We start from the raw sequence: 25,085 nt of genomic DNA, 5'->3' as shown, positions 1-25,085 counted from the left end.
GAATGGATAAAAACTATGTCAAAGGCCACAAGCTCAGCTGGGGAACCCGTGTCTCTTATGCAGGCGGAGATGTGGCATGTAATGTAATCTTCGGGATGATCGGTACATTACTTACACTTTTTTATACTGATTATGTAGGAATCAACCCAGCCACCGTCGGACTGGTTATGCTGCTTTCCCGGCTGTTTGACGGAGTATCTGACTTGATTATGGGTGTCATCGTAGAACACACCAATTCAAAATGGGGAAAATCAAGGCCGTGGATCTTATGGATGAGCGTACCTTATGCTCTCTCAGCCGTGCTGCTGTTCACTGTGCCTCATACAACCGGAATCGTTCAGGGAATCTACCTGTTTGTTACATATAATTTCTGTACCACACTTTGCTACACAGCCATCAATCTTCCTTACGGAAGTCTTTCTGCTATGATGACCCGTGTCTCCACTGAGAGAGACATGTTAAGCGTAGTGAGAATGGGACTGTCACCAATCGGCCGTATTGTAGCCGTAACTTTCACTCTTCCGTTAGTAAAGGTTTTCGGAGACAATCAGGCTGCATGGGTAAAAACCATGTCTATCTGGGCAGTTCTTGCACTGATACTGCTTATAAATTGTTTTCTCAAATGTAAAGAAACCGTAGTAATAGCGGCAAAGGAAAAAACAAAAAGTGTACCGTTGAAAAAAGGGCTGAAAGCCCTGGTTACAAACCAATATTTCTGGGCAGTCCTTGTTCTCTGGATGCTTCAGAGTGTATCCTTTGGTATTTCAGGAACCATCCTTCCCTATTACTGCAAATATATTTTCCACAACGACACCTGGATGTACAGTGCTCTGTATCTGACAGAGACGCTCACTTTAGTAGCCTGTATCTTCGCCTGTGCTCCGCTTATCGGAAAATTCGGAAAAAGAAATGTTGCATTTGCCGGAGCATTTATTGCCCTTGCAGGCCAGCTGCTGTTCTTCCTGAATCCATATAGTTTTCCGTGGATGGTTATGAGCTGTGTGGCCCGTGCTGTCGGACTTGCACCTCTGAATGCTGTTGTATTCGGAATGATCGGTGATGTAGTGGAATTCGGACAGTGGAAAACCCACATCCGCCAGGAAAGCCTGATCTTTGCAGGCGGTTCTATCGGAACAAAAGTAGGCGCAGGTGTAGCATCTGCCGCCATGACAGGACTTCTCTCCCTGTCAGGATATATCAGCTCTGCAGCAGGTTCCGTAACACAGCCTGGTTCTGCACTGAACATGATCATCACAATCTACAAAGTGGGACCGATCATTGTCGCAGTTTTGGCAGTTGTCACACTTGCATTCTATAAATTAGATAAACAGTATGATTCTATTATGAAAGAATTAATTGACCGTGAATCCAGAGGAGAATTATAGACCTCTTCTGCTGGAACAAAGTGAAAAAAAGGCACCTTCTTTTGAAAGACCGCTGATAACTGCGGAAACTTCTTAAGAATGGTGCCTTCTTTAATTACATCTTTTATTTTGCCATATGATAGATCTTTTCTATATCATCTGCACTCAGCCTCTTAAATGTACCAAGTTTGTATGCCCCTCCCCCGGTAGCTTTCTGAGCCATTTCTTTTATCTGTTCATCTGTCGGGCTGACTCCCAGTTCTCTTAAATTTGTCGGCATATGTATAGCGCGGTAGAAATCCTCTACAGCCTCAATCCCAAGAAGCGCTGTCTTCCTGGCATCTTTCTGGTCCTCCACGCCCATGACATTTACTGCAAAAGCTGCAAATCTCTCCGGCTTTTGATCCATAACATATCTTGCCCAGCTTCCCCAGACAGCAGCCAGTCCGGCTCCGTGGGCTACATCGAACAGTCCGCCCAGCTCGTGCTCAATCAGATGAGTGGCCCAGTCACCTCCGTTGGTTCCGCATCCGGTAAGATCATTGTGGGACAGCGTGCCAGACCACATAATCTCTGCCCTCGCATCATAATTCTTAGGATCGTCAAGGAGCAGCTTTGCATTCTTCATCACAGTGCGCATAAGGGACTCTGCAATTCCGTCTGTGATCTCCATAGTATCCTCTGCCACAAAATAGCGTTCCATAGTATGCATCATAATATCTGTGCATCCGCTTTCTGTCTGATATTCCGGGAGAGTATAGGTAAGTTCCGGATTCATCACAGCAAAACGGCAGCGCCCGTAATTTGTATTCAGCGCCTTCTTATACCATCCTTCCTCATTGGTAATAACAGACGAATCACTCATCTCACTTCCTGCCGCTGCAATCGTCAAAACAGCACCTACCGGCGCGCATCCCTTTGCTTTCTCTTTTCCGGTATACATATCCCACACGTCACACTCGTTGGCAAGCCCATATCCAATGGCCTTGCAGGAATCAATGACACTGCCTCCGCCAACAGCAAGCAGGAAGTCCACCCCTTCCTTTCTGCAAAGCTCAATGCCTTCATATACCTTGGAGAGCCGCGGATTAGGCACTACCCCTCCCAGGCTGACATAATCAATATCTGCCGCTTTCAGAGAATCAAAGACCCTGTCAAGCAGTCCGGATTTCTTAGCACTTTGTCCTCCGTAGTGTACCAGGACCTTCTTACATCCCTCTTTTTTTACCAGATCTCCGACCCTGCCCTCGGTTCCTTTGCCAAATACAACCTTTGTAGGTGCATAATACTGAAAATTCAACATATTGTTTCCTCCTTGATTTCTTATTTCATAAACTTATTATACCATACTTCTTCCAAACATTAGGAAAATCATTAAGAAAAAAACCTCTGCAGCACAGCCCGCTGCCGGCAGTGCATTGCAGAAGTTTTTTCATTTTATTTTGTAACTTTTACTTTAATTTTATAGGATTTCCCAGAAATCCTTAACTTTACTTTAATTGTTGCTTTTCCTTTTTTTAATGCTTTTATATTTCCATACTTACTCACTTTTACAACTTTTTTATTGGAAGATGTGAATTTTAAAATGGAATAATCCAAGTATCCTTGTTTCTTCTTTCCTGAAATATATACCCTTGTATAGATTTTTTTCTTCTTTCCTTTCTTCAGCTTAATACTCTTCTTAGAGGCAGTAATTTTAGTAACTTTAGAAGCTTTATAGTTTACTTTTTTGTTTTTTCCCTTCTTGGGAATCTTCACTTGGGCAATTGCTGTATAAGATCCGTTCTTCTGCTTTTTAAGAAAAGACGGCTTTTTAATTTTTGCTTTACATCCGCTGAATGCACCTTTTTGTATTGTATATATGCTTTCGGGAACTTTGATTTTTTTTAATCCCGTTTTATTTTTAAAAGTTCCGCTGGAAATTGTCCTTACTGGAGTACTTAATATTTTGGATGGAACAGAAATTGATTGTTCAGGCCCGGTATATCTTTTAATATTCAGTTTATATCCATTTTTCTCTTTGCTGTCTTTTTCTATCTTGTACTGATAATCTTTATATGTATGGAGACGTTTCATATATTGTTCATACTCAGCTGGTGTGTCAAAATCATCAGATTCTAAAATCCCGGGAGCACTATCCTGTTCCTGTAAAGTCTGCGCTTTTACAGGAACAGGACCATAAGCTGCAGAGCCAAGCAGCATAAGCGCACTCACTGCAAATGAAGCAAAAATTTTTATATATCCTATTTTTCTCATATTGTTTCCTCCTAAAGTTTAGACTTTATTTCTCTGCTTGTTAAATCTCCAGATATCATAACTTGCCCCTTATACATTTAAATATATAGTTATTTATATTTAGTATATCATTTTCTGGTAATACTTACAAGTATTATACAGCAGAACAAAGTACGCATCCTGCACGGAGTGTTTTTTATTTCATGGGATGCACTTTCCTGTGCAATAAAAAAATCGGACCGGCATTTTATATATGCCGATCCGATTTCATTTATGCTATTTTATTTGGTGCTGATTATTTGGTACTGTTTTCAAATGCCCTCATGATCAAAACTGCTACATAAGCTCCCGGATCTTCAAGGCTTCTTGATGCCTCTCCCCTGGTAGCCGCCCGCCCGTGAACGGCAAGCATTGTGGTTGTATTTTTAAAGCCTTCCTCCGCTGCTTTCACAGCTCCTGCTGCCATGTCTTCCAATGAAGCACCCTCTGCCGCTGAAGCATTCATGCTCTCCACTGCCGGGTGAATGCCGTCGATGAAGGTTTTCTCTCCAACCTTGGCTTTTCCTCTGTTTGCAACACCTGCTTCATAGGCTTCAAAAATCTTTGCCACATCCGCATTCTCAAGTGTCTCTGTGCCTTTCAGGACTTTTCCTGCCTGCATAAGGCCTGACGCCATCAATGTCCCCATTGTTGAAGGCACAGCAGATGCCATAGCCTTACCGGCCTGATATAAAAGCTTTCCTGCATCCGTAATAGATCCGTCTGCAACCTTCTCATAGGCAGCCTTAAATCCGTCACCCATGGTAAGCCCTAAATCTCCGTCACCGACAATGCTGTCCATCTCGATCAGGTGCTCCCTGTTTTCAGCCATGATATCACTGATCTCTTTTAAAAGTCTGATTAAATAACTGTTGTCCATTCTTTAACGTGCCTCCTTACTTATTGGCGGAAAAATGGTGTCTTCGCGTCCGTATCCAGCATTTCTTTCAGTTCATCATCCAGTTTCAGCAGAGAAATAGAGAAGCCAGCCATTTCCAATGCCGTCGCATACTCTCCGACATAATATCTGTGTACACTGATGCCCTTTTCTGCAAGCACCTGGTCAATGCGGCGGGTCACAATATACTGCTCATCCAATGTTGTAGCCCCAAGCCCGTTTACGAGTACTGCCACTTCATCGCCGCTCTCATATGGAAGGTCTGCAACGATCTGATTCAGCATTTCATCCACGATCTGATCTGCCGGTTCGATCTTTCCGCGGCGGATTCCTGTCTCTCCATGGATACCCATACCGATCTCCATCTCATCTTCCCCAATAGAGAAGCCTGCCTTTCCTACTCTCGGAACAACACAAGGAGTCAGGGCAACACCCATAGTCCGCACATTTGCGTTTGCTTTGTCTGCAATTCTTTTTACATTGTCAAGATCCATCATCTTGTCTGCGGCGGCACCTGCACATTTAAATACAAAGAATATGCCTGCCACTCCGCGGCGTGTGCTCTTCTCGCCCGGTGCAGACGGCCCTGCTGAAGCCACATCATCTGCTCCAAGGACAGTCTCTACACGGATGTCTTCTTCCATATCTGCCATCTCCGCGGCCATATCAAAGTTAAAAATATCTCCGTTGTAATTTCCATAGATGTAAAGCACGCCTGCTCCGCTGTCAATTTCTTTTGTCACAGCCAGCATCTGATCTGCGCTTGGAGACTGGAATACATCTCCTACACAGCATCCGTCCAGCATGCCTTCTCCCACATATCCCAGGAACAAAGGCAGATGTCCGGAACCGCCTCCTGTGGCGATGCCGACTTTTCCTTCTTTTTTGTGCTTTGTTACAAGACACTGCAAATCATCATCTGTACAGGTGACCATGTCTTTGTGTGCAATATAGATACCTTCCAGCATCTCTTTTAAATAATGGTCCGGCTCATTGATAATCTTCTTCATGATTCACGCTCCTTATTTGTTTGGAAATTTAATCTGTGAAGGATAAGCCCAGCTCTGTAATTCTTCTGGTGGGAAATAATCTGGTTCCTGTCCGCCGTTGGCAACAAGAGAGTTAAAGTATAACTGAGCCAGTTCTTCAATGTAAGATGCTTTCAGGTAAGCGTCATAAATCTCTCTGCCGTCTACGGCAACTGCACCGTGTCCCTGGAGAAGGAAGCAGTCTGCTTCCTGAACCGGTTCAATGACACTGTCAGAAAGGTCTGTGGATCCTGGACGTCCGTAAGGTGCTACCGGGATTCTTGATTTGCTTACGCCGAGGTTTGCAACTTCATATACAACGGCAGGGATCGGCTTTTTCAGCACTGCAAATGTGGTTGCATACATAGAGTGTGTATGGGCAACAGCATTTACATCCGGTCTTGTCTTATAGATCTGTAAGTGCATCAGAGACTCACTGGTAGGACGCAGTCCGGAAAGGTTTTCAATGACATTGGCATCCAAATCCAAGACAACCATATCCCGCGGAGTGAGCAGTTCCCTGTCTACCTGGGTAGGTGTGATAACTACATATCCTGTCTCTTTATCTCTGGCACTGAAGTTTCCGGATAAGTGTTTGCACAATCCGTCCTTCTGTGCTCTCTTTGCAATCTCTACTACATCTTTTTTTAATGATTCTAACATAATGATTTCTCCTTTTCTTTTTGAACAATGTTAAGGATGTCTTCCGGCTGTTCTGCCATCTTCAGCTGTTTCAGTGCAGATGGATCCTCCAGTATCTCATTGAGCTGGAATAAAACTCCCAAATGCTTTGTGGCATCCGGTGTGCCCAGGACAATTACGATATCGGCCTTTAAATAACCGTTCACATCAATCTTTTCCGGAAGCTTTAACAGCGAGATGCAGATCCTCCCGGCTCCGTCCTCCACACCTGCATGGGCAATAATCACACCGTCGGCAATCATAATATATGGCTTATCTTCCCGGATGATCTGAACCATCCTCTCCACATACCGCTGTTCAATGTCTCCTCTTTGAATCAGCGGAGCCGACGCTTTCCTCACGGCCTCCTCCCATGTCAGCTGTTCTTTTGATATCTGGATTGTTTCCTTTACCAGCACATCCGCCAGCATAGGCTGTTCCTTCATCTCCGGCATTCTGTCTGAAACTCCCTGGACAGTGACCGGATTCAGAACTTTGTTGATTTCTCTTACCAGTGCCTCCCGGTCTTCGATCACTGCATGCTGTTCCACGGCTCTTAAAATTTCTGCTGCATCAATCTCGTGAGGCATAATGCCGTTAATCTCACTCAGTACCTTTTCCCGGAACTTGTGCTTGGAAGCCTCGTCTAGAAATGGTTTAACAAGAAACTGAAGCTTATCAGTCTCCAGCCGCACCATGGTGAAAACCAGGTCAAAGTCTTCCTTATATTCTGTAAAGTCTCTCATGGACAGACAGGTCAGAAATTCAATCTCAGGAAACAATTCCCGAAGTGTAAAAAATAAGAAATTAGACACGGAGACTCCGTTTGCACAGACGATGACAGCCCGTTTTTTCTGATCCTGAATATCAAGAATTCCTTCTCTCTGCAGCCATGCTCCGAAAAGTGCAGTAATATAGACCAGCTCTTCATCGGGAAATTCATTTCCTGCGAGCTCTTCCAGAGGCTTCATAGACTTTTTAACCATGGAATGAAGAGAGCTGTATCTGGGAAGCACCATATCCACAATGCTCTGTTCAATATGATAGTGGTATTTCACCCGGTAAAACGCCGGCTTCACATGCTGAAACAAAGCTTCCAGGAGGATGTCCCGTTCTTTAATGTTGACACATATAATCTTTTCAAAGTTATCAATCACCTGTCTGGCAGCTTCCATAATCTCTACTTCACTCCGCAGATTATCCGACTGAAAACTGTGATAATTGGAAATCTGGATCTGTGCGGCAAAGAAAATCTTCTCTGTCTGCCATGACACCTCATGTTCTTTGGCAAACTCCACCATGACAGAGTACTCTTTTGTTCCTGCGATATGCTGAAAAGATTCCGGAAGGTCTTCCAGTATCCTGCCTTTCTTGATGCGGATCAGCACCAGGCAGAGGATGTAGGGAAGCTCCCGAAGCCTTTCATCGGTAAAGCGGATTTTCAGCTTATTTTCAATTACACTGATCTGTCCCCGCACCTGTTTCATAAGCTCCGGATCCACCTGGGAAATCTCCATAATTGCTTCCTGCCCGTTGGGCATGTTTAAAATCTGCCGTATAATCGGGATCATAGCCTCCCTTTTGCAGAATTCACTTCCCGCCAGGTGATATCCGTCCTGTCTGCTGTAATTGATTCCAAGCCCATACGGCGCAAGCCTTTCCTCCAGTTTTTTAACGTCAATCAGAAATGTATTCTTGCTGATATCCAGCTTTGATGTAAAATGATAAATTGACAGTTCCTCTCTTGCACAGAGAAGAATCAAAAAAATCAGCGCACACCGTTCCTTGTCTGAATACACATAAGTATTATCTTTCATACCCATATCTTCGGTTCGGTACTGTTCAAGCACGGGAACCGGTATTACAAACTTTCCGGTACGCAGCCTTTCAATTTTGGGCAGTCCGTTATCCGCCAGGTATTGGTTGATCTTATCCATCGTATAGCTAACCTGTTTCCTGGACAAATCTAAAGACTGCTCTACTTCCTTTCCAGTTATAGACGGATTATTTACAATTGTTTTTAATACTAAATAGCCTCTTTCGTCTAAATACACTAGAATCCCTCTTTCATCGTTTCCGTCTCTACTTGCCGACCTCTATACCCGGTGACTTAGCCTCATAATCCAGCAGTTCTTTTAATTCGTCATCCAGGCGCATCACAGTCAGGGCAGCTCCGTTCATATCAAGTGAAGTCACATAATCCCCGATAAAAACTTTATAAACGGAAATCCCTCTTTCTTTCAAGTACGCTTCTATTTCATCATACAGTACATATAACTCCATAATCGGAGTTGCACCAAGACCGGAAAGCAGCACTGCTGCCTCTTCCCCATCTTTCAGTTCAAGATCCTCTGCCACAGTTTCTGCCATATTGCGGGCAATCTTATCTGCAGGCTCTAATTCCTGCACATTGATTCCCGGCTCCCCATGATGTCCGATCCCTACTTCCATGGTTCCTTCTTCAATCTGGAAATTCGGATGTCCCACTGCCGGTATAGCACACGGACTTAATCCCACACAAATACTCCTTGTGTTGTCCACAGCTTTCTGTGCAGAAGCGATTACTTCATCCAGGCTGCCGCCCTTTGCGGCTCTGGCTCCCCCGATCTTCCACATAAAAACGCCGCCTGCGATTCCATGCCGCTTTTCTTTTGTTTCCTTCGGAGATGAAGCCACATCATCGTTTGCGGTTACATATTTAACAGTGACACCGGCTTTTTTAGCTTTTCGGACAGCCATTTTCACATTCATATTATCTCCGGCATAATTGCCGAACAGGCAGGCTACTCCTTTTCCTGCATCTGCTTCCATAAATGCATCATAGAATGCCTGGGCGGACGGCGAAGAAAAAACTTCGCCGACTGCCACAGCATCCACCATATTCTTTCCGACATATCCGAGAAAAGCAGGTTCATGTCCGCTTCCGCCGCCTGTCACCAGTCCTACTTTTCCCTCAACCGGTGTATTTATGTACTTTACCACACGGTCGTTGGCTTCAGACTTAACAATAAGATCTCCATGGGCTTTTAAAAACCCTTTTACCATATCTTCAACGACGTAATCCGGATCATTGACAAACCTCTGCATAACTATTTCTCCTTTTCTATGTCCTTCAAATTAGCTGTTCATTTCCTCTCTTGCTTCCTTGGCAAGGCTTCTGTAATAGAATACAAAGCATACAACCCAGACAATCAGGATTACCAAAGGAATAAAGTCGCCGTCCAAAATCTTAAATACATGTGAGAACGCATAAGTCTGGATCGGTCCGTCGATAGAACTGTTAGAGATCATCTCTCCTGCTTTCAGTGATACAGCCCCTGTAGTTCTTGCCAGGTCTGTCATAAACGGTGCAAAAGCAGTACCTACCCATAAGAAGACCGGTGCAAAAATCGTACACAGGATAATCATTCGGATCAGGTTTCCTCCTGTTACAAGGAATGCCGGCACAGCCAGTGCAATGTTGATGATTCCGGCAAACGGAAGGATCTCATTTCCTGGAAGGAACATTGAGAATAATAATGTAATCGGTACTGAATAGATAACTGCCAGCCAGATCTCATTGGATCCTCCAAGGAACGGCCAGTCAAGTCCTACAACAAGAGTTCTTCCGGAGAACTTCTTATTCATGAAGTCACTGACTGCCTCTGAGATCGGAGCCAGAGCCTGCATGAAGTATTTTGTGATAACCGGGAATAAAGTCAGCGCAGTTGCGGCCTTGATTGCCAGTGTCAATGTATCTGCAACACTGTATCTTGCCAGTACTCCGAAAATAATACCAAGAATAAATCCAAGGATGTGGTTTTCAGCAAAAATACCAACTTTTTCTTTTAATGCTGCAGCGTCAAACTGCTTGTTCAGGGAAGGAACCTTTCTTAAAATGCAGTCGATCGGATACATCACGGCACCTAAGAAGGTCATCTTATGAGTACAGGTAACACCCGGAATTCCGGAAAGCTTTTCGATTCTGTGCTGATGCATATCTGCTGCCTTCAGCTCAAATATAATCTGGATTGCCGCTACAACAAACGCACACACAATAGAACCAAATGCTCCAAAATGTGGTTTTGTGATGGCTACAACAGCTACCGCAGTAAAGATCTTGCCCCATACATTCCAAAGATCGGCGTTAAATGTATTTGTTTTATTAATTAACAACATAAAAACATTAACAATAATCAGCAGCGGGAACATTAAGAATGCATATGGCCAGGACCATGAAATAGTGGACATCGTAGTCCATCCTCCATCAACGATAGGCAGTGAGATACCGGTTGATTTCAGCATGGCCTGCGCTGCCGGGCTGATGGTGTCTGTCATGAAGGAAATGAGCATTGTCATTCCTGTAAATGCCACACCAAGGGTGATACCTGCGGAAACCGCATCTCTCACTTTCATTTTAACAATAAGTCCGGCGATAATGATAATAATCGGTACAAAAATCGCCGCCCCCAAACTTAATAGATAATTGACAACTGAACTTAAGCCTTGCATAAATGCTTGCATACAATCTCTCCTTTCATTCTCTTACAAAGTGTCTTTAGTAGTTCTTCTCCTCTTATTTGCATGCCTCGATAAGCTTTTTCAACTCTGCGTCCTGTCCGACACCAGTTAAAAATGCAATACCGTTGATTACCGGAATCGGATACTCTTTATCAATCTTTGTGATTGCAATGTACGCTGCACTGGAATCCATGTAACGGTCTACAGATTTTAAATCCACTGCTTCTACCTGAGCATCTACTTTGTTTTCCTTTAATAAACGGTTTACCTTACTCGCTACTGTCTGAGATGTTGCTACTCCGCTTCCGCATGCTACAATAATCTTTTTCATAATTTTCATTTCCTTTCTTGTTATAATCCCTTTTATTCATTTACTTTCAGTTCGTGCTTAAAGTCCTTCCATGGAAAGAATAGCTTCCATATACTCTTCTTTGGTTTCTGCTTCCATAAGGCGCTTCATCAAAGACTCATCCTGGAAGTTTGCCACCAATACCTGAAGCAGTTCCACATGTTCGTCGGAACGCTTAAAGCCCAGCATAAAAACAAACCTCACATCATGCTGTACATCGTTTGCTGCCATCTCACACCACTTGATCGGTTCTTTCAGTCTCACCGGCGCAATAAAAGGCTTCAGGATGTGTTCTGGATCTGCATGAGGAATTGCTACCGGATACGGCTCTACAGCGAGTGCCGTTGGAAAGTTTTTCTCTCTTGTCTTGATCGCATCCACAAAGGTGTCTTTTACAAAACCGAGCTCTTCTAGCATTGCGGCCATCTTGTTAAAAAAGTCATCGGTGTCCGCCGCTTCCATATCAAGTTGTATCAGCTCTTTGTAAATCATGTCGCGTTTCAAACGTTATCACTCCTTTTCTATTTATTTTCGTTTCATTTTTATTACTCTTAAATTGTAACCCTGTATTACCCACTAAAACAATCTGAATTGGGTCCCAAAGTTGCTCATTGGATTGCTCATCACAAGCATGCGCAATGTCATTGCGCAACAATAAAAAAAGAGGACCCCTCCCAGAATCATCATTCTGAGGGTTGTCCTCTGAGTCTTATGGCGGCAGGGCGTTAAGCCTGTTTTGTCTCCATATATTCATTCAGTCTGCCAAGTAGTTCGTTCACATTCATACCGTGAACAAAAGCTGCTTCTTCCAGTGTCTCTCCCTGAGAAGACGGGCAGCCTACACAGTGCATTCCGGATGCCATTAAGATGGCAGCAAAATTCTGGTCAAGAGCCAGCAGATCTCCGATCACCATGTCTTTTGTGATTGTATTCATAAACAATACCTCCATTCTTAACAATTGATACTCTCCTCCATAAAATCCATGGGGAAGAATCTAACTTAGTATAATACATTACAGTTAAAAATACAATAATTCACGGGAATTCCCTTGATATTGTATATTAAGTATATTAAAATGAAAAGTACCTGGAAGGCGGGTTGCCCGCCATTTCATACACAACTTTTTAAAGGAGGAATATAGATATGGCATATGTAATTTCAGACGCTTGTATTTCTTGCGGAGCTTGCGAAGGAACTTGCCCTGCAGGAGCTATCAGCGAAGGGGACGGACAGTACGTAATCGATGCAGATACATGCTTAGACTGCGGAGCTTGCGCAGACGGATGTCCAACCGGCGCTATCAGCCAGGAATAATCGGTACATAAAAAGAGATGCCTCAGGGCATCTCTTTTTTACGTTTCCATTATTCCCGGTTTCTTTTCTTTTTCCTGAAAAAGAATCCCCGTTCTTTTGTAGCTGCAATCTCTTCCCGGCTCTGCTGCTGAAGACGGATCAGCTCATCAATTTTCTGGAATCTCTTTTCTTCTGACTCCTCCTTTTGACGGAACTGGTAGTCCATCTCCTTTGCCACCTGTCTGGAAACCTGGTCTCCAATCTCCCGGCTCAGCTGGCTTTTCTGCTCATTTAAAGCCCGTCCCATAATCTTAACCATAACACTTTGGAACTGTTCCATTTTATCCTGCGGACCCACACTGCTCCCGCCTGCGGGAAAAGGAATGACATTCTTCGGCAGAGCCTCTTTGATTTCATCCATGCTCATACCTTCATCCCTCATATCACGGATCTTCATAAATGTATGTAATTCTTTTTCCCCATAGTAACGGTAGCCTTTGTCATTCCGCGGAATATTCAGTTTCAGCTCTTCCTCCCAGGCCCTAAGAGTATAGGTTTCTAACCCTAATTCTTTGGCCGCTTCAGAAATCATTCGTCTTTTTTCCTTCATAAGTCCCTTCCTTTCTTCTTACTTATTATAAGGTGGGACTCCTTTTGCGGACAAGAAAAACCGCCCTCTAAAAGACGACGGTTTCTCGCATATTCTGCAGGCTACATCCTGATTTTTTCTTTGTTTCCGAACTTGGTGTACTGGCCTAACCAGACAAGCTCCACACTTCCGGTGGAACCGTTTCTCTGCTTGGCCACAATGATCTCCGCAAGCCCCTTTTTCTCTGAGTCCTCATTATAGTAATCGTCCCTGTAAATGAACATAACTACATCGGCATCCTGCTCAATAGAACCGGACTCTCTCAAGTCAGACAAAACCGGTTTCGGAGGCTTTCTCTGCTCCACCATACGGCTCAGCTGGGAGAGCGCAATGACAGGGGCATCCATCTCCCTTGCCAGCGCTTTCAGAGAACGGGAAATCTCTGAGATCTCCTGCTGTCTGGACTCTGACTTTTTACCGCCTGACATGAGCTGCAGGTAGTCAATGATGATCAGCCCCAGTCCGTAGGTCTGCTTATACCGCCGGCACTTAGACCTTAACTCTGCCACCGTGATTCCCGGGGTGTCATCAATAATCAGCGGAGAACGTCCGATAGTGCCGGCACTCTCCATGATCTTCTCCCACTCAGTCTCCTGAAGTTCTCCGGTACGGATTGCCTGTGAATCCACCATAGCCTCCATAGAGATCATACGGGTTACCAGCTGTTCCTTGGACATTTCCAGGCTGAAAATAGCGGTCGGCACATTCTTTCTCACCGCTGCATGCTGGGCAATATTTAAGACGAAGGCTGTTTTACCCATGGCAGGCCTTGCAGCCACCATGATAAGTTCAGACGGATGAAGTCCTGTAAGCTTAAAATCAAGGTCATCAAACCCTGTGGCAACCCCGGTGATCCTTCCGTCAGATGCCGCGGCTTCCTCTATACTTTCCAGAGTATTTAACACAACCTGGTCTATGGACACAAAATCCTCACGGCCGCTGGCCTCCTGCAGAAGTCCGAACACGTCCTTCTCTGTCTTTTCCAGGATCAGAGGAACTTCATCTTTTCCAAGATAGCAGTCCTTCGTGATTTCTTCCGTAACCCTGATCAGCTTTCTCAGGGTTGACTTCTCCTTGACAATCTGCGCATACTGCTTGGCATTGGCAGATGTAGGCACTGCCTCTAAAAGATCCCTTATAAACTCAAGGCTTTTCATGGACTCCGGCACATCTTTTTCTTTCAGCTTATTCTGAAGGGTAACCAGATCTACCGGTTTTCCCTCCTTATAAAGCTCTGACATGGACTCAAACAGAATCCCATTCTGCTTCTGATAAAAATCTTCTTTGGTGACAATATCAGAAACGTCAGCGATGGCATCCCGGTCCATAATCATTGCTCCGATGACGGACTGTTCTGCCTCCATGCTGTTAGGTTGTATTTTCTTGATAAATGCCTCATCCATTGTCTCTATTTATCCTCTTGCACTTTCACCTTTAATGTGGCTGTCACTTTCGGATGCACTCTAACCTCTACATTGTGTACTCCCAGAGTCTTGATCGGTTCTGTGTGCATCTTCTTTTTATCCAGTTCGTAACCCAGCTGTTTTTTGGCAGCCTCTGCAATCTCCTTTGTGGATACAGCACCAAATGTCCTTCCGCCTTCGCCGACTTTCATCTTTAAGATAACTTCTTTTTCTTTGAGCTCCTGGGCAAATCTCTTTGCCTCCTCCAGTTTCTCTTTTGCCACTCTGTCTTCATTGGCCTTTTTAAGCTTCAGGTCATTGACCGCCTTCTTGCTGGCTTCCACGCCAAGCCCCTTGCGCAGGAGCACATTCCTTGCGTATCCGTCGTTTGCATCAACAATATCGTCTTTCTTTCCTACATTCTTTACATCCTGCAATAAAATAACTTTCATTTTATATGTCTCCTTCCTCTTTCATAAACTGCAGAGTTCCTTTAATAATCTGTTTTGCATCATAAAGGGATACATCCACCATCTGGGCTCCCGCCACAGTCAGATGGCCTCCGCCTCCGAACTGTTCCATGATCTTTTGGACATTTACCTCATCAATGGATCTGGCGCTGACGTAAACACGCTCTTCCACGCCTGTCAGCACAAAGGATGCCTTGATTCCGTCAATGTCCAGCAGTTCATTGGCCACCTGGGCACCTACCACAGTAGGGCTGTCAATCCCGATGCCCACCAAAGTTGCAATGGCAAAAGAACCATACATGATCTCAGCATCACTGACTGCTTTGGCCCGGATCTTATATGTGTCCATACTGGTTCTGGACATCTTTCTGACCTTATTCAGGTCGGCTCCGCTCCGCTTCAGGAAAGCGGCTGCCTCAAATGTCCGGACTCCCGTCTTGTTGACAAAATTATCCGTGTCTATGAGCATTCCGAAATACATCGCATTAGCCTCCACCGGCAGAAGCTTTGGTTTTGTTGCAATATACTGCAGAATCTCGGCTACCAGTTCACAGGTAGAGGACGCATAAGGTTCGATATACGAAAGCACCGGATACTTAATCGTCTCTCTTCCCTTTCTGTGATGATCCAGTATGACAATGGTATTGGTCTGCTCAAGAAGCTCCTCACACTCTGTATAGCTTGCATGATTGACATCCACCACAATCAGAAGCGTATTGTCATCTGTGATCTCCATAGCCAGATCACTGGTGATGAACATATCCTCGTCATATTCCTCACATGCCAAAAGCTCTTCCACAATAGGGCGGACTGAAATTGTCGCCTCATTCATGACAATATGGGCTTTCCTTCCCAGGGAGAGCCCCAGCCGGTACAGCCCTACCGCCGCACCCATGGCATCCGGATCCGGTATCTTGTGGCTCATGATAACCACATTGTCTTTGGATTCCAGAAGTTCTCTCAGGGCATGGGCCTTGACTCTGGCCTTGACCCGGGTATTTTTCTCTACCACGGCTGCATTTTCGCCGTAGTATGAAATATCCTCACCGTCTTTGATCACCGCCTGGTCACCGCCCCGGCCCAATGCTAAATCCATGGCCGTACAGGCTGCCTCATAGTTTTCCTGATAGCTCTGTCCGTTGATTCCCAGGCTGATACTCAGTGTCATATTGCCGCTGCTGCCCAGATTGATGCTTTTAACTTCCTCTAAAATATGAAACTTTTCCTTTTTCACTTTTTCCAGGTACTTCTGCTGGAAAATGATCAGATACTTATCCTTCTCCGTCTTTTTCACAATACCGGAAATATTCTGGATAAACTTGTTGATCTTCTGGTCAGCCAGCGCCAGAAGCATGGACTGTTTTACCTCGTCCACATTGTCCAGAAGCTCGTCATAGTTATCAATATAGATCAGCCCGACCACCATCCGCTGATTCTCATTCTGCTCCATATACATCTTTAACATGGTCTGGTCAAAGAAATAGGCAGCTACCATAGACTGGTCTCTGAGCCACTGCTTTGACTTGCTCTCTGTCTCTTCATCAATCAGGCTGTCCATCTGAATCCTGACAAACTCTATCTTATAGAAGCAGGTCTTCTCCTCATCCTTCTCCACCGTTTGTTTCTTCACATGAGAAACTGCGTGGTTCATCTCTGACGGCAGAAGATTCTTGTCCAGCTCCGGAAACATCTGCTGCAGTTTGGATATGCTCTTCCCGTCCAGAATCTTTTCAAATGCCTGGTTGTGCCACATAATATCTCCGTCCCCGCCGATGAGCACATAGGGAAGGGGCAGTTCCTTGATGAGATGATTCTGGACACGGCTCTGCTCAAACATAAAATCCATCGTTTCCTGCATCATTTTCTTTTTATGGTATGGATAATAAAACAAAGAAAACAGCATAAAAACGAACACAAAGCAGGCCAGAATAACCCCTGACTTCACATCAATAGAAAATACCAGGATATCTGCCATCAGAAACAGCAGTCCGGCCAGAACCGGCCAAATGATATCTTTACTGATATTTATACTTGTATTCTTATTTTTCATGGTACAGCTCCTTAAACCTCGGATTCAAATATTGTATTTTTCATTATAGCATGACTGGCTGGCAAGGTCAAAAAAGCCGCCATACCCATAAGGATACGGCGGCTTGTCTTTTATTAATCCTGTGTATAAGGCATTAAAGCGAGATGTCTTGCTCTTTTGATCGCGCTTGTGACAGCTCTCTGATGCTTTGCACATGTTCCTGTAATACGTCTAGGTAAGATCTTACCTCTCTCAGAAACATACTTCTTTAATGTCGCTACATCTTTATAATCGATAACGGCATCGGCTTCTGTACAGAATGCACATACTTTTCTTCTTCTGCGTCCGCCTCTTCTCCTGTTCGGAGAATCACCTCTATTGTAAGCCATGATTAAACCTCCTATTTAACTAAATGGCAGCTCCTCTTCCAATCCGTCCGGAATGTTCATAAAACCGTCTCCTGCGGCCTGGCTTGGCTGCGGCGGTTTTGAAGGATTGGCTGTCTGCATGCCTCCCCCGTTATACTGGTCTGTAGCTGCCTTGCTCTCGCAGAAATCCTGTTCTTCCACGATCACGTCAGTAGTGTAGACCTTCATTCCGTCTTTGTTGGTGTAACTGCCTGTCTGGATTCTTCCGGAAATGACGATTTTGATTCCCTGGCGGAAATACTTTTCGGCAAACTCGCCGGCACGTCCAAATGCAACACAGTTAATGAAATCTGCATCCGGTTCGCCATCTCTTTTAAATCTCCTGTTAACAGCTAAAGTATATCTTGCAACTGCCGTCGCTCTTTCGCCCTGTGAATATCTCACATCCGGGTCTCTGGTAAGACGGCCCATCAAAATCACTTTATTCATATTGGATTCCTCCTGCCTATCAAAATGTTAGGCATCCTGTTTTACGACTAAATAACGTAATACATTTTCTGTAATTCGAAGTTTTTCTTCTAAAACAGCCGGAACTTCTGTCTCTGCGTCGAACTGGATGAAGTAGTAATATCCTTCTTTCATCTTCTGGATCTCGTAAGCTAAACGCTTCTTTCCCCATTCATCGACGTTTTTGATCTCAGCTCCTGCGTCTGTAATCATAGCTTTTGCCTTTTCTACTACTTCTGCTCTTGCTTCGTCTTCGATCTTAGCATTCACGACTAATGCGAGTTCATATTTACTCATGTTATCTGCACCTCCTTCTGGTCTTTTCGGCTCTTGGTCTACTGCCAAGAGCAAGGATAAATTTATATATCACAAGTTGATATGTTACCATATATTCCTGCTAACCGCAAGCTTTTTTGATAAATCCCCGGAAATTCTTCTCCACCAGCTTTCTGGAGACCATCACCTGGCGTCCGCATCCGGAACATTTAAGGCGGAAGTCCATCCCTACTCTAAGGATCTCCCACTCATTGCTTCCGCAGGGATGAGCCTTCTTCATTCTGATCACATCACCGACCTGAAACTCCATACATTTCCTCCTGTCTTGCTTTTTCTGAACAATGTTGTTAAACTCTCACTCTTTTAAAGGCTTAAAAGAAGAAAAAGGCAGCCGGATCAGGGCTGCCTTTAACAGAGACCGTTTATTTCTTCTTCTCTGTAGTTGCTTTCTGCTTTGCAGTAGTAGTCGCTTCTGTAGTTGTCTTTTCTGTTGCTGTGGTAGTTGCTTTGTATTTAAATGTGATTTTCTTCCACAGTTTCTGATTGATGCTCTTTTCGTCATCCCACTTCTTGTCTGCTTCCTTGGTCCACTTTTTGTATACCTTCTGATAAGCAGCCTGCTGTTTTTCCTGGAGCAGTGTGCTCTTGGATGTAGCGAGCGCACTTTTTACATTTGGATTCAGCATCTTGATGATAACATAAGCATCTCCCGTATCAACCACGCCGCTGACCTGATTCTTCTTTAATTTAGAAGCTGCATCTTCAAACTTTGTTCCAAGCACTGCTTTTCCTTTTGTGTAGCTTTCTTCATTGTCGGAATCCACCTTGTATTTCTTGGCAACAGACTTAACACTCTGGCCTTTCTTGATAGCCTTTAACGCTTCCTTGGCTTTCTTAAGCTGTGCAGCTTTTTCTTTTGCTGTCATGTCCACTTCTTTGCCGGTTTTGCTGTCGGTTTTCTTTGTAGTGAATGCAATTTTGTATACTTTTACAGTTTTTGCTTCCTCATCTGTCACCTTGACATCTGCCTTTGTGATGATCGCATTCATCACCTTCTGTGCGATGAGATTTTCCTTCTGGATCTCTTTGATATAATCCTTATCTGCATTCGTCACCTTCATCACGCGTTTTCCAAGTTCATTTTTTGTAAATGACTTTACAGACTCATCCAGCTGCTTTTTCTCATCAGAAGTAAGCTTCACCTTATAGTCGTCTGCATGGGCAGCCAGTACCTTTACAGTTTTAATCTGGTTAATGACATTGTCTTTGATGGAATCCTGCATGGTAATTTTCTTGCCTTTTTTGTCGGTTCCAACCTGAGTTGACCACAATTTATCACCTAAATATGCCGCATACTGCTGTTCTGCGCTGTACTGCATAATTCTTGCATATACGTGGGCTTCCTTATAAGTCACCTTATTTCCTGCATATTCAAACAGCTTCCTGTCATCCTGCTTTTTGCATCCCGCTAAAAGGGCTGCACACAAAGCCATGACCGCTGTAAGACATACGATCTTTTTCGCTACACGTTTCATTCTTTGTTTTCCTCCATATAATTTATTTCATTTTGCATTATACTACATAACTATCTGATTATCAACGCATCCAAAGAGTTCACACAATGTTCAATTTTTGAAAGCCACTGGCTTTTTTTCAAAGATGACAGATCCAGAATAAACACAGGCCGCTCTCCAGGACTGACGGAAAGCTCTTTCGGAAATTCGTTTAAAACATCCGGAATCTTCTCCACCTGTACGTTTGCCTGCGGATTCATCTCAAAGGATACCGTCTCGCCTTTCTGCTTTACATCGGTCATAAAGGCATGATGGGCCATAGATTTTAACAGTGCAATGTGGAGCAGATTGACAACCGCTGCCGGCAGGTCGCCGAAACGGTCCAGAAGCTCATCCTGCATATCTTCCATCTCATCTCTCGTTTCAATGGCAGATATCCTCTTATACAGCTCCAGCTTCTCCACTTCATTCCGAATGTATGCAGACGGCAGGAATGCGTCAATGTTCAGATCCAGAGCCGTATCGAAATCGGAATCCTCTGAAAGCTCTCCTTTGAGCCTCAGCACTGCATCATTGAGCATCTTGCAGTAGAGATCATAACCCACAGCTTCCATATGCCCGGACTGCTCTTCTCCCAGCAGATTTCCTGCACCACGGATCTCCAAATCCCTCATGGCGATTTTGTATCCGGAACCAAGATCCGTAAATTCCCTGATGGCCTGCAGTCTTTTTTCTGCAGTCTCTTTTAATAAAGTATCCCTTTTATACATTAAAAATGCAAAAGCATTCCGGTTGGACCGCCCCACACGTCCCCTGAGCTGGTAGAGCTGGGAAAGCCCCAGCTGGTTGGCATCGTGAATAATCATAGTGTTCACGTTGGGGATATCCAGCCCGGTCTCTATGATAGTAGTCGAGACAAGAACGTCGATCTCTTTTTCCATGAACTGCATCATGATATTTTCAAGCTCCCGCTCCCTCATCTGTCCATGGGCATAGGCAACTTTGGCCTCCGGGAGCAGTTTTTGGAGCCCGCTGGTGATCTCAGCAATATTGTTGACCCGGTTATATACATAATATACCTGCCCGCCCCTTGTCATTTCCCGGTGGACTGCTTCTTTCACCAGTTCTTCATTATATTCCATCACATAGGTCTGGATGGCCCGGCGGTCATGGGGAGGTTCTTCCAGGATGCTCATATCTCTGATGCCGATCAGGCTCATATGCAGAGTCCTTGGAATCGGGGTCGCAGACAGGGACAGCACGTCCACATCCTTCTTCAGCGTTTTAATCTTCTCCTTGTGTCCTACGCCGAACCGCTGCTCCTCGTCAATGATCAGAAGCCCCAGATCCTTATATTTCATATCCTTAGACAGCAGCCGGTGAGTCCCGATCACAACATCCACGATTCCTTTTTTCAGGCCTTCCATGGTTTCTTTCTGTTCCTTGGGGCTGCAGAATCTGGACATGACACGGACTGTCATAGGATAATTTTTGAAACGCTCGCAGAATGTATTGTAATGCTGCTGGGCCAGAATCGTTGTCGGCACAAGATAAGCCACCTGCTTTCCATTGGTCACTGCTTTGAACGCCGCCCGGATCGCCACCTCTGTTTTGCCGTATCCCACATCCCCGCAGATCAGCCGGTCCATGATCTTTGTGCTCTCCATATCCCGCTTCACGTCCTCAATGGCATTCAGCTGATCCTGTGTCTCTTCATAAGGAAACATTTCCTCAAACTCTTTCTGCCATACTGTATCCTTTTCGCACACATAACCTTCCTTGGCCTGGCGGACAGCATATAATTCTACCAGTTCTTTTGCAGTCTCTCTGACCTGCCCTTTCACCCGCCTGGTAGTCTTCTTCCACTCATTTCCGCCCAGTTTGTTCAGCTTCGGCTTCTTTGCATTGGCGCTTGCATACTTGGCAATTTGGTCCAGGGCAGAAGCCAGGATAAACAGATTGTCCCCGCCTTTATACTCAATGCTGATATAATCCTTCTCAACATTGTTCACGGTAATCTTTTCAATTCCCCGGTAAATGCCCACACCGTGCTTTTCGTGCACTACATAATCACCGATGGATATATCAGCGAAATTCTTTATTTTCTCGCCTTTTCCCTTAAATGCTGCCTTTTTCCTGCGCTTTTCTTTTCTTCCGCTGAAAATATCACTTTCAGAAATCAGCACCCACTTTGTCTCAGGATATTCAATTCCGCTCTTTAACTTCCCCGGTGTGATAACGATCTGCCCCGGGACGATGTCCTTTGAAAGCTTTTTCTCATAAGTAACCGTAAGACCGTTATCCCTCATGTCCTCAGACAGACGCCTGGCTCTTGTGACGGAAGGTGAAACTACCAGGATCCTGTAGTCCTTTTTCTGGTAGCGTTTCAAATCCTTGACCAGCTGTTCAAAACTGTTGTTATAGGACTGAACCGATTTTGCTTCCATAAAAAATGTCTCTGTGCCCGGTGCAGACTTCACCTCGGATGCCAGCGTGGATAAGAATACTGTCTGCTGCTTCATCAAACGGCTGAATGCCTCCTCAAAGCAGGACACTGTTTCCATCTGGCTCGGCAGAAGGTATCCCGCCTCCAGACGGCTTTTCATGCTCTCGGTAAACTCCAGATAAAATCCTTTTCCCCGTTCTTCCACATGCTGGGGCTCATCCACATAAACAACAGTATCCTCAGGGAAATAGTCCAGAAACGATACCAGTCTGTCATAAAAATACGGAAGATATCCTTCTGCCCCGATCAGCATGGACAATTCAGAAAGTTCTTCCCTGAGCCTTTTGTATTCCTTTGTAAGCCTTACCTCTTTGTCCGTCTCAAAAGCATTGTGGAACTTTGCGGCCAGGTCTTCATATTCCGCCTGTATCTTCTTAAGCCCGGCTGCGATTCTTTCCTCGCTTAACACAATCTCTGTGGCAGGATATACAGTCAGGCGTTTGACCTCCTCGATAGACCGCTGGCTTTGGGCATCAAAGCTGCGGATGGAATCCACTTCCTCTCCCCACAGCTCAATCCGGTACGGACAGTCTGCGGTAAACGGATAGATATCTATGATTCCGCCTCTCACGGCAAATTCACCGGCAGCCTCCACAAACGGAGTTCTTTCATATCCCATAGCCGTAAATTCTTTTGTAATCTCCTGCTCGGAAATCTCTGTCTCCAGGCTGATAACCACCCGGTTCTTCTTAATCTGTGAAAGCGGCACAACCCGGTCCATCAATGCATCAATCGACAGAACGAAGACTCCGCCCTGCCCCTTTATGATACTCTCGATTCCTTTCAGCCGCTCTTTTGCAATGGCATTTCCATGGACATCCGCACTATAAAACAGCGGATCTTTGGCAGGGAAATAGATGGCGTCTCCCCCAAAAAACCGATAGTTCCCGGCCCATTCCTTGGCCTTGTTCTCATCCGCAGTGACAATAATCTTATAATCCCCGCGTTTCCTGCTCCCTTTGAATGTACTGACCAAGTGGGCTTTTGCCCCATCCGTACATCCTGACACCAAAACAGGGCCCTGATGCTTCTCAAGGCCTGCTTTGATCTGTCCATATACTGCGTCGTTTTCAAAAATCTGCTCTAACACGTCTCATTCCTTACTTTCTGCTGCGGTTACTTCCTCGCCTTTTTATTATATTGATTCATTGCTCCGGATATGTCATCCATTGCCATCAGCTTCACCGCATCGTTCACATCCGGGAACACATCATCGTATAATTCCATCTCTCCTTTGGAGAAATGCCCAAGCACATAATCTGCCAGATCGTATCCTTTTGGTTTTTCTCCCACACCGATCTTGATTCTCGGAAAATCCATACTGCCCAGATGGCTGATGATGCTCTTGATCCCGTTGTGCCCTCCTGCACTTCCTTTTCTCCGAATTCTGAGCTGCCCTACATCCAGGGAGATATCATCAAAGATCACGATAAAATCGGAAGGATCCAGCTTATAAAAATCCATGATTCCCCGGAGGCTTTCTCCGCTCAGGTTCATAAAGGTCTGCGGCTTTGCCAGCAGGACTTTCTGCCCTCCTAAGTATCCGCTTCCGATGAGCGCCTTATGCTTCTTTGTAGAAATTTCTATCTGGTTCTTACCGGCAATATAGTCGACAGCTTCAAATCCAATGTTGTGTCTTGTGCGTTCATACTGCCTGCCGGGATTGCCCAGTCCGACGATAACTTTCATTTTACTGCTCCTTTGTCCTGATTCCTTATCAAATAAGTCTGCAACCAGTATAACAAAAGATTATAAATTTTGAAAGAAGTCTCTTGTTTTCGTAACTTTCTTCATCATTTCATCGAATCCTTCCGGTGTCAGTGACTGCGGGCCGTCGCAGAGCGCCTTGGCCGGATTGTTATGAACCTCCACCATCAGGCCGTCAGCACCGGCGGCAATAGCGGCCAGCGCCATAGGTTCTACCATAAACCGGATCCCGGTAGCATGGGAAGGATCCACAATGACAGGCAGATGGGATTTCTTTTTAATCATCGGGATTGCGGACAGATCCAGAGTATTTCTCACTGCCGTTTCGTAGGTTCTGATTCCGCGTTCGCAGAGAATTACGTTTTCATTTCCTCCTGCCATGATGTACTCAGCACTCATAAGCCATTCATCAATTGTACAGGCCATTCCCCGTTTTAACAGGACCGGTGTTTTGATTTTTCCAAGCTCTTTGAGCAGCTCAAAATTCTGCATATTTCTGGTTCCCACCTGGATCAGATCCACATCCTCAAACAGATGGAGATGACTGGCATCCATGATTTCTGTAACCACCGGAAGACCAGTGGCCTTTTTAGCCTCCAGCAAAAGCGTAAGCCCCTCATCATGCAGTCCCTGGAAAGCATAAGGTGATGTTCTCGGCTTAAACGCACCTCCCCGTAAAAATCCTGCCCCGGATTCTTTTACTTTGCGGGCCACTTCTGTCATCTGTTCCTTGTTCTCAATAGAGCAGGGCCCTGCGATCACCTGAAAGTTCCCTCCTCCGATCTTGACTCCTGAAATGTCCACGGCTGTGTCCTTGGGATGAAATTTCCTGTTGGCTTTTTTGTATGGTTCCTGAATTCTCTGTACGGTCTCCACAATGTCATTGGCCATTACATGGTCAACATCCACCTTGGAAGTATCCCCTATCAGGCCTAAAAGTTTCGTGTTGATGCCGGCCGACTCGTGAATGGCAAATCCCTGGGACTCCATCTCCTGTTTTAATGCTTCTACCTGCTGATCCTCTGCGCCGCTCTTTAAAATAATAATCATGATACTTTTCCTCCTTCATATAAAGTAAAAAGGACCTGTATTCTACTACAAGAATACAGGTCCTAAAAATGAACTTTACCGATTGACTTTACCGGATCCTAGGAGATGATTCATTGTAGCACAAAAAGCCGGGATTAAAGTAATAACCCCAGAAATAAAATGAAAAAGCATATGCATTTGACATTTCTCTTTTTGCTGACATAGTAATCTCCTAAAAA

25 protein-coding genes are annotated in these 25,085 nt (G+C 44.9%); 2 read left to right on the top strand and 23 right to left on the bottom strand.

Annotation, left to right across the window (positions count from 1 at the left end):
• Window positions 1-2 precede the first annotated feature (2 nt).
• A complete protein-coding gene (locus KH180_RS00605; protein WP_290755400.1) occupies window positions 3-1,385 on the top strand; it encodes an MFS transporter in 1,383 nt (460 codons plus the stop codon).
• A 103-nt stretch (window positions 1,386-1,488) separates the two neighbouring features.
• Here the strand turns inward: KH180_RS00605 and KH180_RS00600 are convergent, their stop codons facing one another.
• The 11 genes from KH180_RS00600 to KH180_RS00550 all read right to left on the bottom strand — a co-directional run bounded on the left by KH180_RS00600 (window position 1,489) and on the right by KH180_RS00550 (window position 12,029).
• On the bottom strand, window positions 1,489-2,667 hold the full coding sequence (locus KH180_RS00600; RefSeq protein ID WP_290755398.1) for an iron-containing alcohol dehydrogenase: 1,179 nt from the start codon (window positions 2,665-2,667) through the stop codon (window positions 1,489-1,491).
• Between the two features lie 134 nt (window positions 2,668-2,801).
• The gene (locus KH180_RS00595) at window positions 2,802-3,620 is read right to left on the bottom strand and encodes a leucine-rich repeat protein (protein WP_290755396.1); all 819 of its coding nucleotides are present in this window, start codon (window positions 3,618-3,620) and stop codon (window positions 2,802-2,804) included.
• A 274-nt stretch (window positions 3,621-3,894) separates the two neighbouring features.
• Window positions 3,895-4,518: a dihydroxyacetone kinase family protein gene (locus KH180_RS00590; RefSeq protein ID WP_290755394.1), complete on the bottom strand. Its 624-nt coding sequence runs from the start codon at window positions 4,516-4,518 to the stop codon at window positions 3,895-3,897.
• 20 nt (window positions 4,519-4,538) lie between these two features.
• Window positions 4,539-5,546 (bottom strand): dihydroxyacetone kinase subunit DhaK, encoded by a 1,008-nt coding sequence (locus KH180_RS00585; protein WP_290755393.1) that lies wholly within the window; start codon window positions 5,544-5,546, stop codon window positions 4,539-4,541.
• A 12-nt stretch (window positions 5,547-5,558) separates the two neighbouring features.
• Window positions 5,559-6,227, bottom strand: coding sequence for a class II aldolase/adducin family protein (locus KH180_RS00580; RefSeq protein WP_137327391.1), 669 nt, complete (start codon window positions 6,225-6,227; stop codon window positions 5,559-5,561).
• Window positions 6,221-8,299: a BglG family transcription antiterminator gene (locus KH180_RS00575; protein WP_290755390.1), complete on the bottom strand. Its 2,079-nt coding sequence runs from the start codon at window positions 8,297-8,299 to the stop codon at window positions 6,221-6,223. Before KH180_RS00575 ends, KH180_RS00580 begins: the two co-directional genes overlap by 7 nt.
• Window positions 8,300-8,327: 28 nt before the next feature.
• Window positions 8,328-9,332, bottom strand: coding sequence for a dihydroxyacetone kinase subunit DhaK (locus KH180_RS00570; protein ID WP_290755388.1), 1,005 nt, complete (start codon window positions 9,330-9,332; stop codon window positions 8,328-8,330).
• 30 nt (window positions 9,333-9,362) lie between these two features.
• Window positions 9,363-10,736, bottom strand: a complete 1,374-nt coding sequence (locus KH180_RS00565; protein ID WP_334300441.1) for a PTS galactitol transporter subunit IIC — start codon at window positions 10,734-10,736, stop codon at window positions 9,363-9,365.
• A 64-nt stretch (window positions 10,737-10,800) separates the two neighbouring features.
• A complete protein-coding gene (locus tag KH180_RS00560; RefSeq protein WP_290755384.1) occupies window positions 10,801-11,076 on the bottom strand; it encodes a PTS sugar transporter subunit IIB in 276 nt (91 codons plus the stop codon).
• 57 nt (window positions 11,077-11,133) lie between these two features.
• Window positions 11,134-11,598 carry a PTS sugar transporter subunit IIA gene (locus tag KH180_RS00555; protein ID WP_290755383.1) on the bottom strand — a complete coding sequence of 155 codons (465 nt, stop codon included), beginning with the start codon at window positions 11,596-11,598 and terminating at the stop codon, window positions 11,134-11,136.
• Window positions 11,599-11,819: 221 nt separating this feature from the next.
• Window positions 11,820-12,029 carry a DUF1858 domain-containing protein gene (locus tag KH180_RS00550; protein WP_290755381.1) on the bottom strand — a complete coding sequence of 70 codons (210 nt, stop codon included), beginning with the start codon at window positions 12,027-12,029 and terminating at the stop codon, window positions 11,820-11,822.
• Between the two features lie 209 nt (window positions 12,030-12,238).
• Here KH180_RS00550 and KH180_RS00545 point away from each other — a divergent pair, with 209 nt between their 5' ends.
• On the top strand, window positions 12,239-12,409 hold the full coding sequence (locus KH180_RS00545; RefSeq protein WP_006567628.1) for a DUF362 domain-containing protein: 171 nt from the start codon (window positions 12,239-12,241) through the stop codon (window positions 12,407-12,409).
• A 49-nt stretch (window positions 12,410-12,458) separates the two neighbouring features.
• Here the strand turns inward: KH180_RS00545 and KH180_RS00540 are convergent, their stop codons facing one another.
• The 12 genes from KH180_RS00540 to aroF all read right to left on the bottom strand — a co-directional run bounded on the left by KH180_RS00540 (window position 12,459) and on the right by aroF (window position 24,867).
• Window positions 12,459-12,998 carry a MerR family transcriptional regulator gene (locus KH180_RS00540; RefSeq protein ID WP_290755379.1) on the bottom strand — a complete coding sequence of 180 codons (540 nt, stop codon included), beginning with the start codon at window positions 12,996-12,998 and terminating at the stop codon, window positions 12,459-12,461.
• A 101-nt stretch (window positions 12,999-13,099) separates the two neighbouring features.
• Window positions 13,100-14,440 (bottom strand): replicative DNA helicase, encoded by a 1,341-nt coding sequence (gene dnaB / locus KH180_RS00535; protein ID WP_290755378.1) that lies wholly within the window; start codon window positions 14,438-14,440, stop codon window positions 13,100-13,102.
• A 5-nt stretch (window positions 14,441-14,445) separates the two neighbouring features.
• Window positions 14,446-14,892: a 50S ribosomal protein L9 gene (gene rplI, locus KH180_RS00530; protein WP_290755376.1), complete on the bottom strand. Its 447-nt coding sequence runs from the start codon at window positions 14,890-14,892 to the stop codon at window positions 14,446-14,448.
• 1 nt (window position 14,893) lies between these two features.
• Window positions 14,894-16,960: a DHH family phosphoesterase gene (locus KH180_RS00525; protein WP_290755374.1), complete on the bottom strand. Its 2,067-nt coding sequence runs from the start codon at window positions 16,958-16,960 to the stop codon at window positions 14,894-14,896.
• Between the two features lie 113 nt (window positions 16,961-17,073).
• Entirely contained in the window at window positions 17,074-17,328 is a 255-nt protein-coding gene (gene rpsR / locus KH180_RS00520) for a 30S ribosomal protein S18 (RefSeq protein WP_006567633.1), read from the bottom strand.
• 15 nt (window positions 17,329-17,343) lie between these two features.
• Window positions 17,344-17,796 carry a single-stranded DNA-binding protein gene (locus KH180_RS00515; RefSeq protein ID WP_137327381.1) on the bottom strand — a complete coding sequence of 151 codons (453 nt, stop codon included), beginning with the start codon at window positions 17,794-17,796 and terminating at the stop codon, window positions 17,344-17,346.
• Between the two features lie 27 nt (window positions 17,797-17,823).
• Window positions 17,824-18,111: a 30S ribosomal protein S6 gene (gene rpsF / locus KH180_RS00510; RefSeq protein ID WP_175403559.1), complete on the bottom strand. Its 288-nt coding sequence runs from the start codon at window positions 18,109-18,111 to the stop codon at window positions 17,824-17,826.
• Between the two features lie 100 nt (window positions 18,112-18,211).
• A complete protein-coding gene (locus tag KH180_RS00505) occupies window positions 18,212-18,400 on the bottom strand; it encodes a DUF951 domain-containing protein (protein WP_290755369.1) in 189 nt (62 codons plus the stop codon).
• A 112-nt stretch (window positions 18,401-18,512) separates the two neighbouring features.
• Window positions 18,513-19,625, bottom strand: coding sequence for a peptidylprolyl isomerase (locus KH180_RS00500; protein ID WP_290755367.1), 1,113 nt, complete (start codon window positions 19,623-19,625; stop codon window positions 18,513-18,515).
• A 50-nt stretch (window positions 19,626-19,675) separates the two neighbouring features.
• Complete coding sequence (gene mfd, locus KH180_RS00495; RefSeq protein ID WP_290755365.1) at window positions 19,676-23,200, bottom strand: transcription-repair coupling factor; 3,525 nt, start codon at window positions 23,198-23,200, stop codon at window positions 19,676-19,678.
• Between the two features lie 26 nt (window positions 23,201-23,226).
• Complete coding sequence (gene pth / locus KH180_RS00490) at window positions 23,227-23,799, bottom strand: aminoacyl-tRNA hydrolase (protein ID WP_290755364.1); 573 nt, start codon at window positions 23,797-23,799, stop codon at window positions 23,227-23,229.
• Window positions 23,800-23,859: 60 nt separating this feature from the next.
• Complete coding sequence (gene aroF / locus KH180_RS00485; protein WP_290755362.1) at window positions 23,860-24,867, bottom strand: 3-deoxy-7-phosphoheptulonate synthase; 1,008 nt, start codon at window positions 24,865-24,867, stop codon at window positions 23,860-23,862.
• Between the last annotated feature and the right edge of the window lie 218 nt (window positions 24,868-25,085).

The organism is Anaerostipes sp., from assembly GCF_018381315.1.
In the GTDB taxonomy this organism is placed as follows: Bacteria; Bacillota; Clostridia; order Lachnospirales; family Lachnospiraceae; genus Anaerostipes.
This window is presented reverse-complemented; position numbering and strand designations above follow the sequence as displayed.

Excerpts from the sequence above, each read along its gene's own strand:
- KH180_RS00600 (WP_290755398.1), bottom strand. The coding sequence starts at position 2,667 with ATGTTGAATTTTCAGTATTATGCACCTACAAAGGTTGTATTTGGCAAA.
- pth (WP_290755364.1), bottom strand. The coding sequence starts at position 23,799 with ATGAAAGTTATCGTCGGACTGGGCAATCCCGGCAGGCAGTATGAACGC.
- KH180_RS00500 (WP_290755367.1), bottom strand. The coding sequence starts at position 19,625 with ATGAAACGTGTAGCGAAAAAGATCGTATGTCTTACAGCGGTCATGGCT.
- KH180_RS00545 (WP_006567628.1), top strand. The coding sequence starts at position 12,239 with ATGGCATATGTAATTTCAGACGCTTGTATTTCTTGCGGAGCTTGCGAA.
- KH180_RS00540 (WP_290755379.1), bottom strand. The coding sequence starts at position 12,998 with ATGAAGGAAAAAAGACGAATGATTTCTGAAGCGGCCAAAGAATTAGGG.
- KH180_RS00595 (WP_290755396.1), bottom strand. The coding sequence starts at position 3,620 with ATGAGAAAAATAGGATATATAAAAATTTTTGCTTCATTTGCAGTGAGT.
- KH180_RS00560 (WP_290755384.1), bottom strand. The coding sequence starts at position 11,076 with ATGAAAAAGATTATTGTAGCATGCGGAAGCGGAGTAGCAACATCTCAG.
- rpsF (WP_175403559.1), bottom strand. The coding sequence starts at position 18,111 with ATGAGTAAATATGAACTCGCATTAGTCGTGAATGCTAAGATCGAAGAC.
- KH180_RS00590 (WP_290755394.1), bottom strand. The coding sequence starts at position 4,518 with ATGGACAACAGTTATTTAATCAGACTTTTAAAAGAGATCAGTGATATC.
- KH180_RS00605 (WP_290755400.1), top strand. The coding sequence starts at position 3 with ATGGATAAAAACTATGTCAAAGGCCACAAGCTCAGCTGGGGAACCCGT.
- KH180_RS00580 (WP_137327391.1), bottom strand. The coding sequence starts at position 6,227 with ATGTTAGAATCATTAAAAAAAGATGTAGTAGAGATTGCAAAGAGAGCA.
- KH180_RS00515 (WP_137327381.1), bottom strand. The coding sequence starts at position 17,796 with ATGAATAAAGTGATTTTGATGGGCCGTCTTACCAGAGACCCGGATGTG.
- KH180_RS00585 (WP_290755393.1), bottom strand. The coding sequence starts at position 5,546 with ATGAAGAAGATTATCAATGAGCCGGACCATTATTTAAAAGAGATGCTG.
- KH180_RS00525 (WP_290755374.1), bottom strand. The coding sequence starts at position 16,960 with ATGAAAAATAAGAATACAAGTATAAATATCAGTAAAGATATCATTTGG.
- aroF (WP_290755362.1), bottom strand. The coding sequence starts at position 24,867 with ATGATTATTATTTTAAAGAGCGGCGCAGAGGATCAGCAGGTAGAAGCA.
- KH180_RS00550 (WP_290755381.1), bottom strand. The coding sequence starts at position 12,029 with ATGAATACAATCACAAAAGACATGGTGATCGGAGATCTGCTGGCTCTT.
- rplI (WP_290755376.1), bottom strand. The coding sequence starts at position 14,892 with ATGAAAGTTATTTTATTGCAGGATGTAAAGAATGTAGGAAAGAAAGAC.
- rpsR (WP_006567633.1), bottom strand. The coding sequence starts at position 17,328 with ATGGCTTACAATAGAGGTGATTCTCCGAACAGGAGAAGAGGCGGACGC.
- KH180_RS00565 (WP_334300441.1), bottom strand. The coding sequence starts at position 10,736 with ATGCAAGGCTTAAGTTCAGTTGTCAATTATCTATTAAGTTTGGGGGCG.
- KH180_RS00570 (WP_290755388.1), bottom strand. The coding sequence starts at position 9,332 with ATGCAGAGGTTTGTCAATGATCCGGATTACGTCGTTGAAGATATGGTA.
- KH180_RS00505 (WP_290755369.1), bottom strand. The coding sequence starts at position 18,400 with ATGGAGTTTCAGGTCGGTGATGTGATCAGAATGAAGAAGGCTCATCCC.
- dnaB (WP_290755378.1), bottom strand. The coding sequence starts at position 14,440 with ATGGATGAGGCATTTATCAAGAAAATACAACCTAACAGCATGGAGGCA.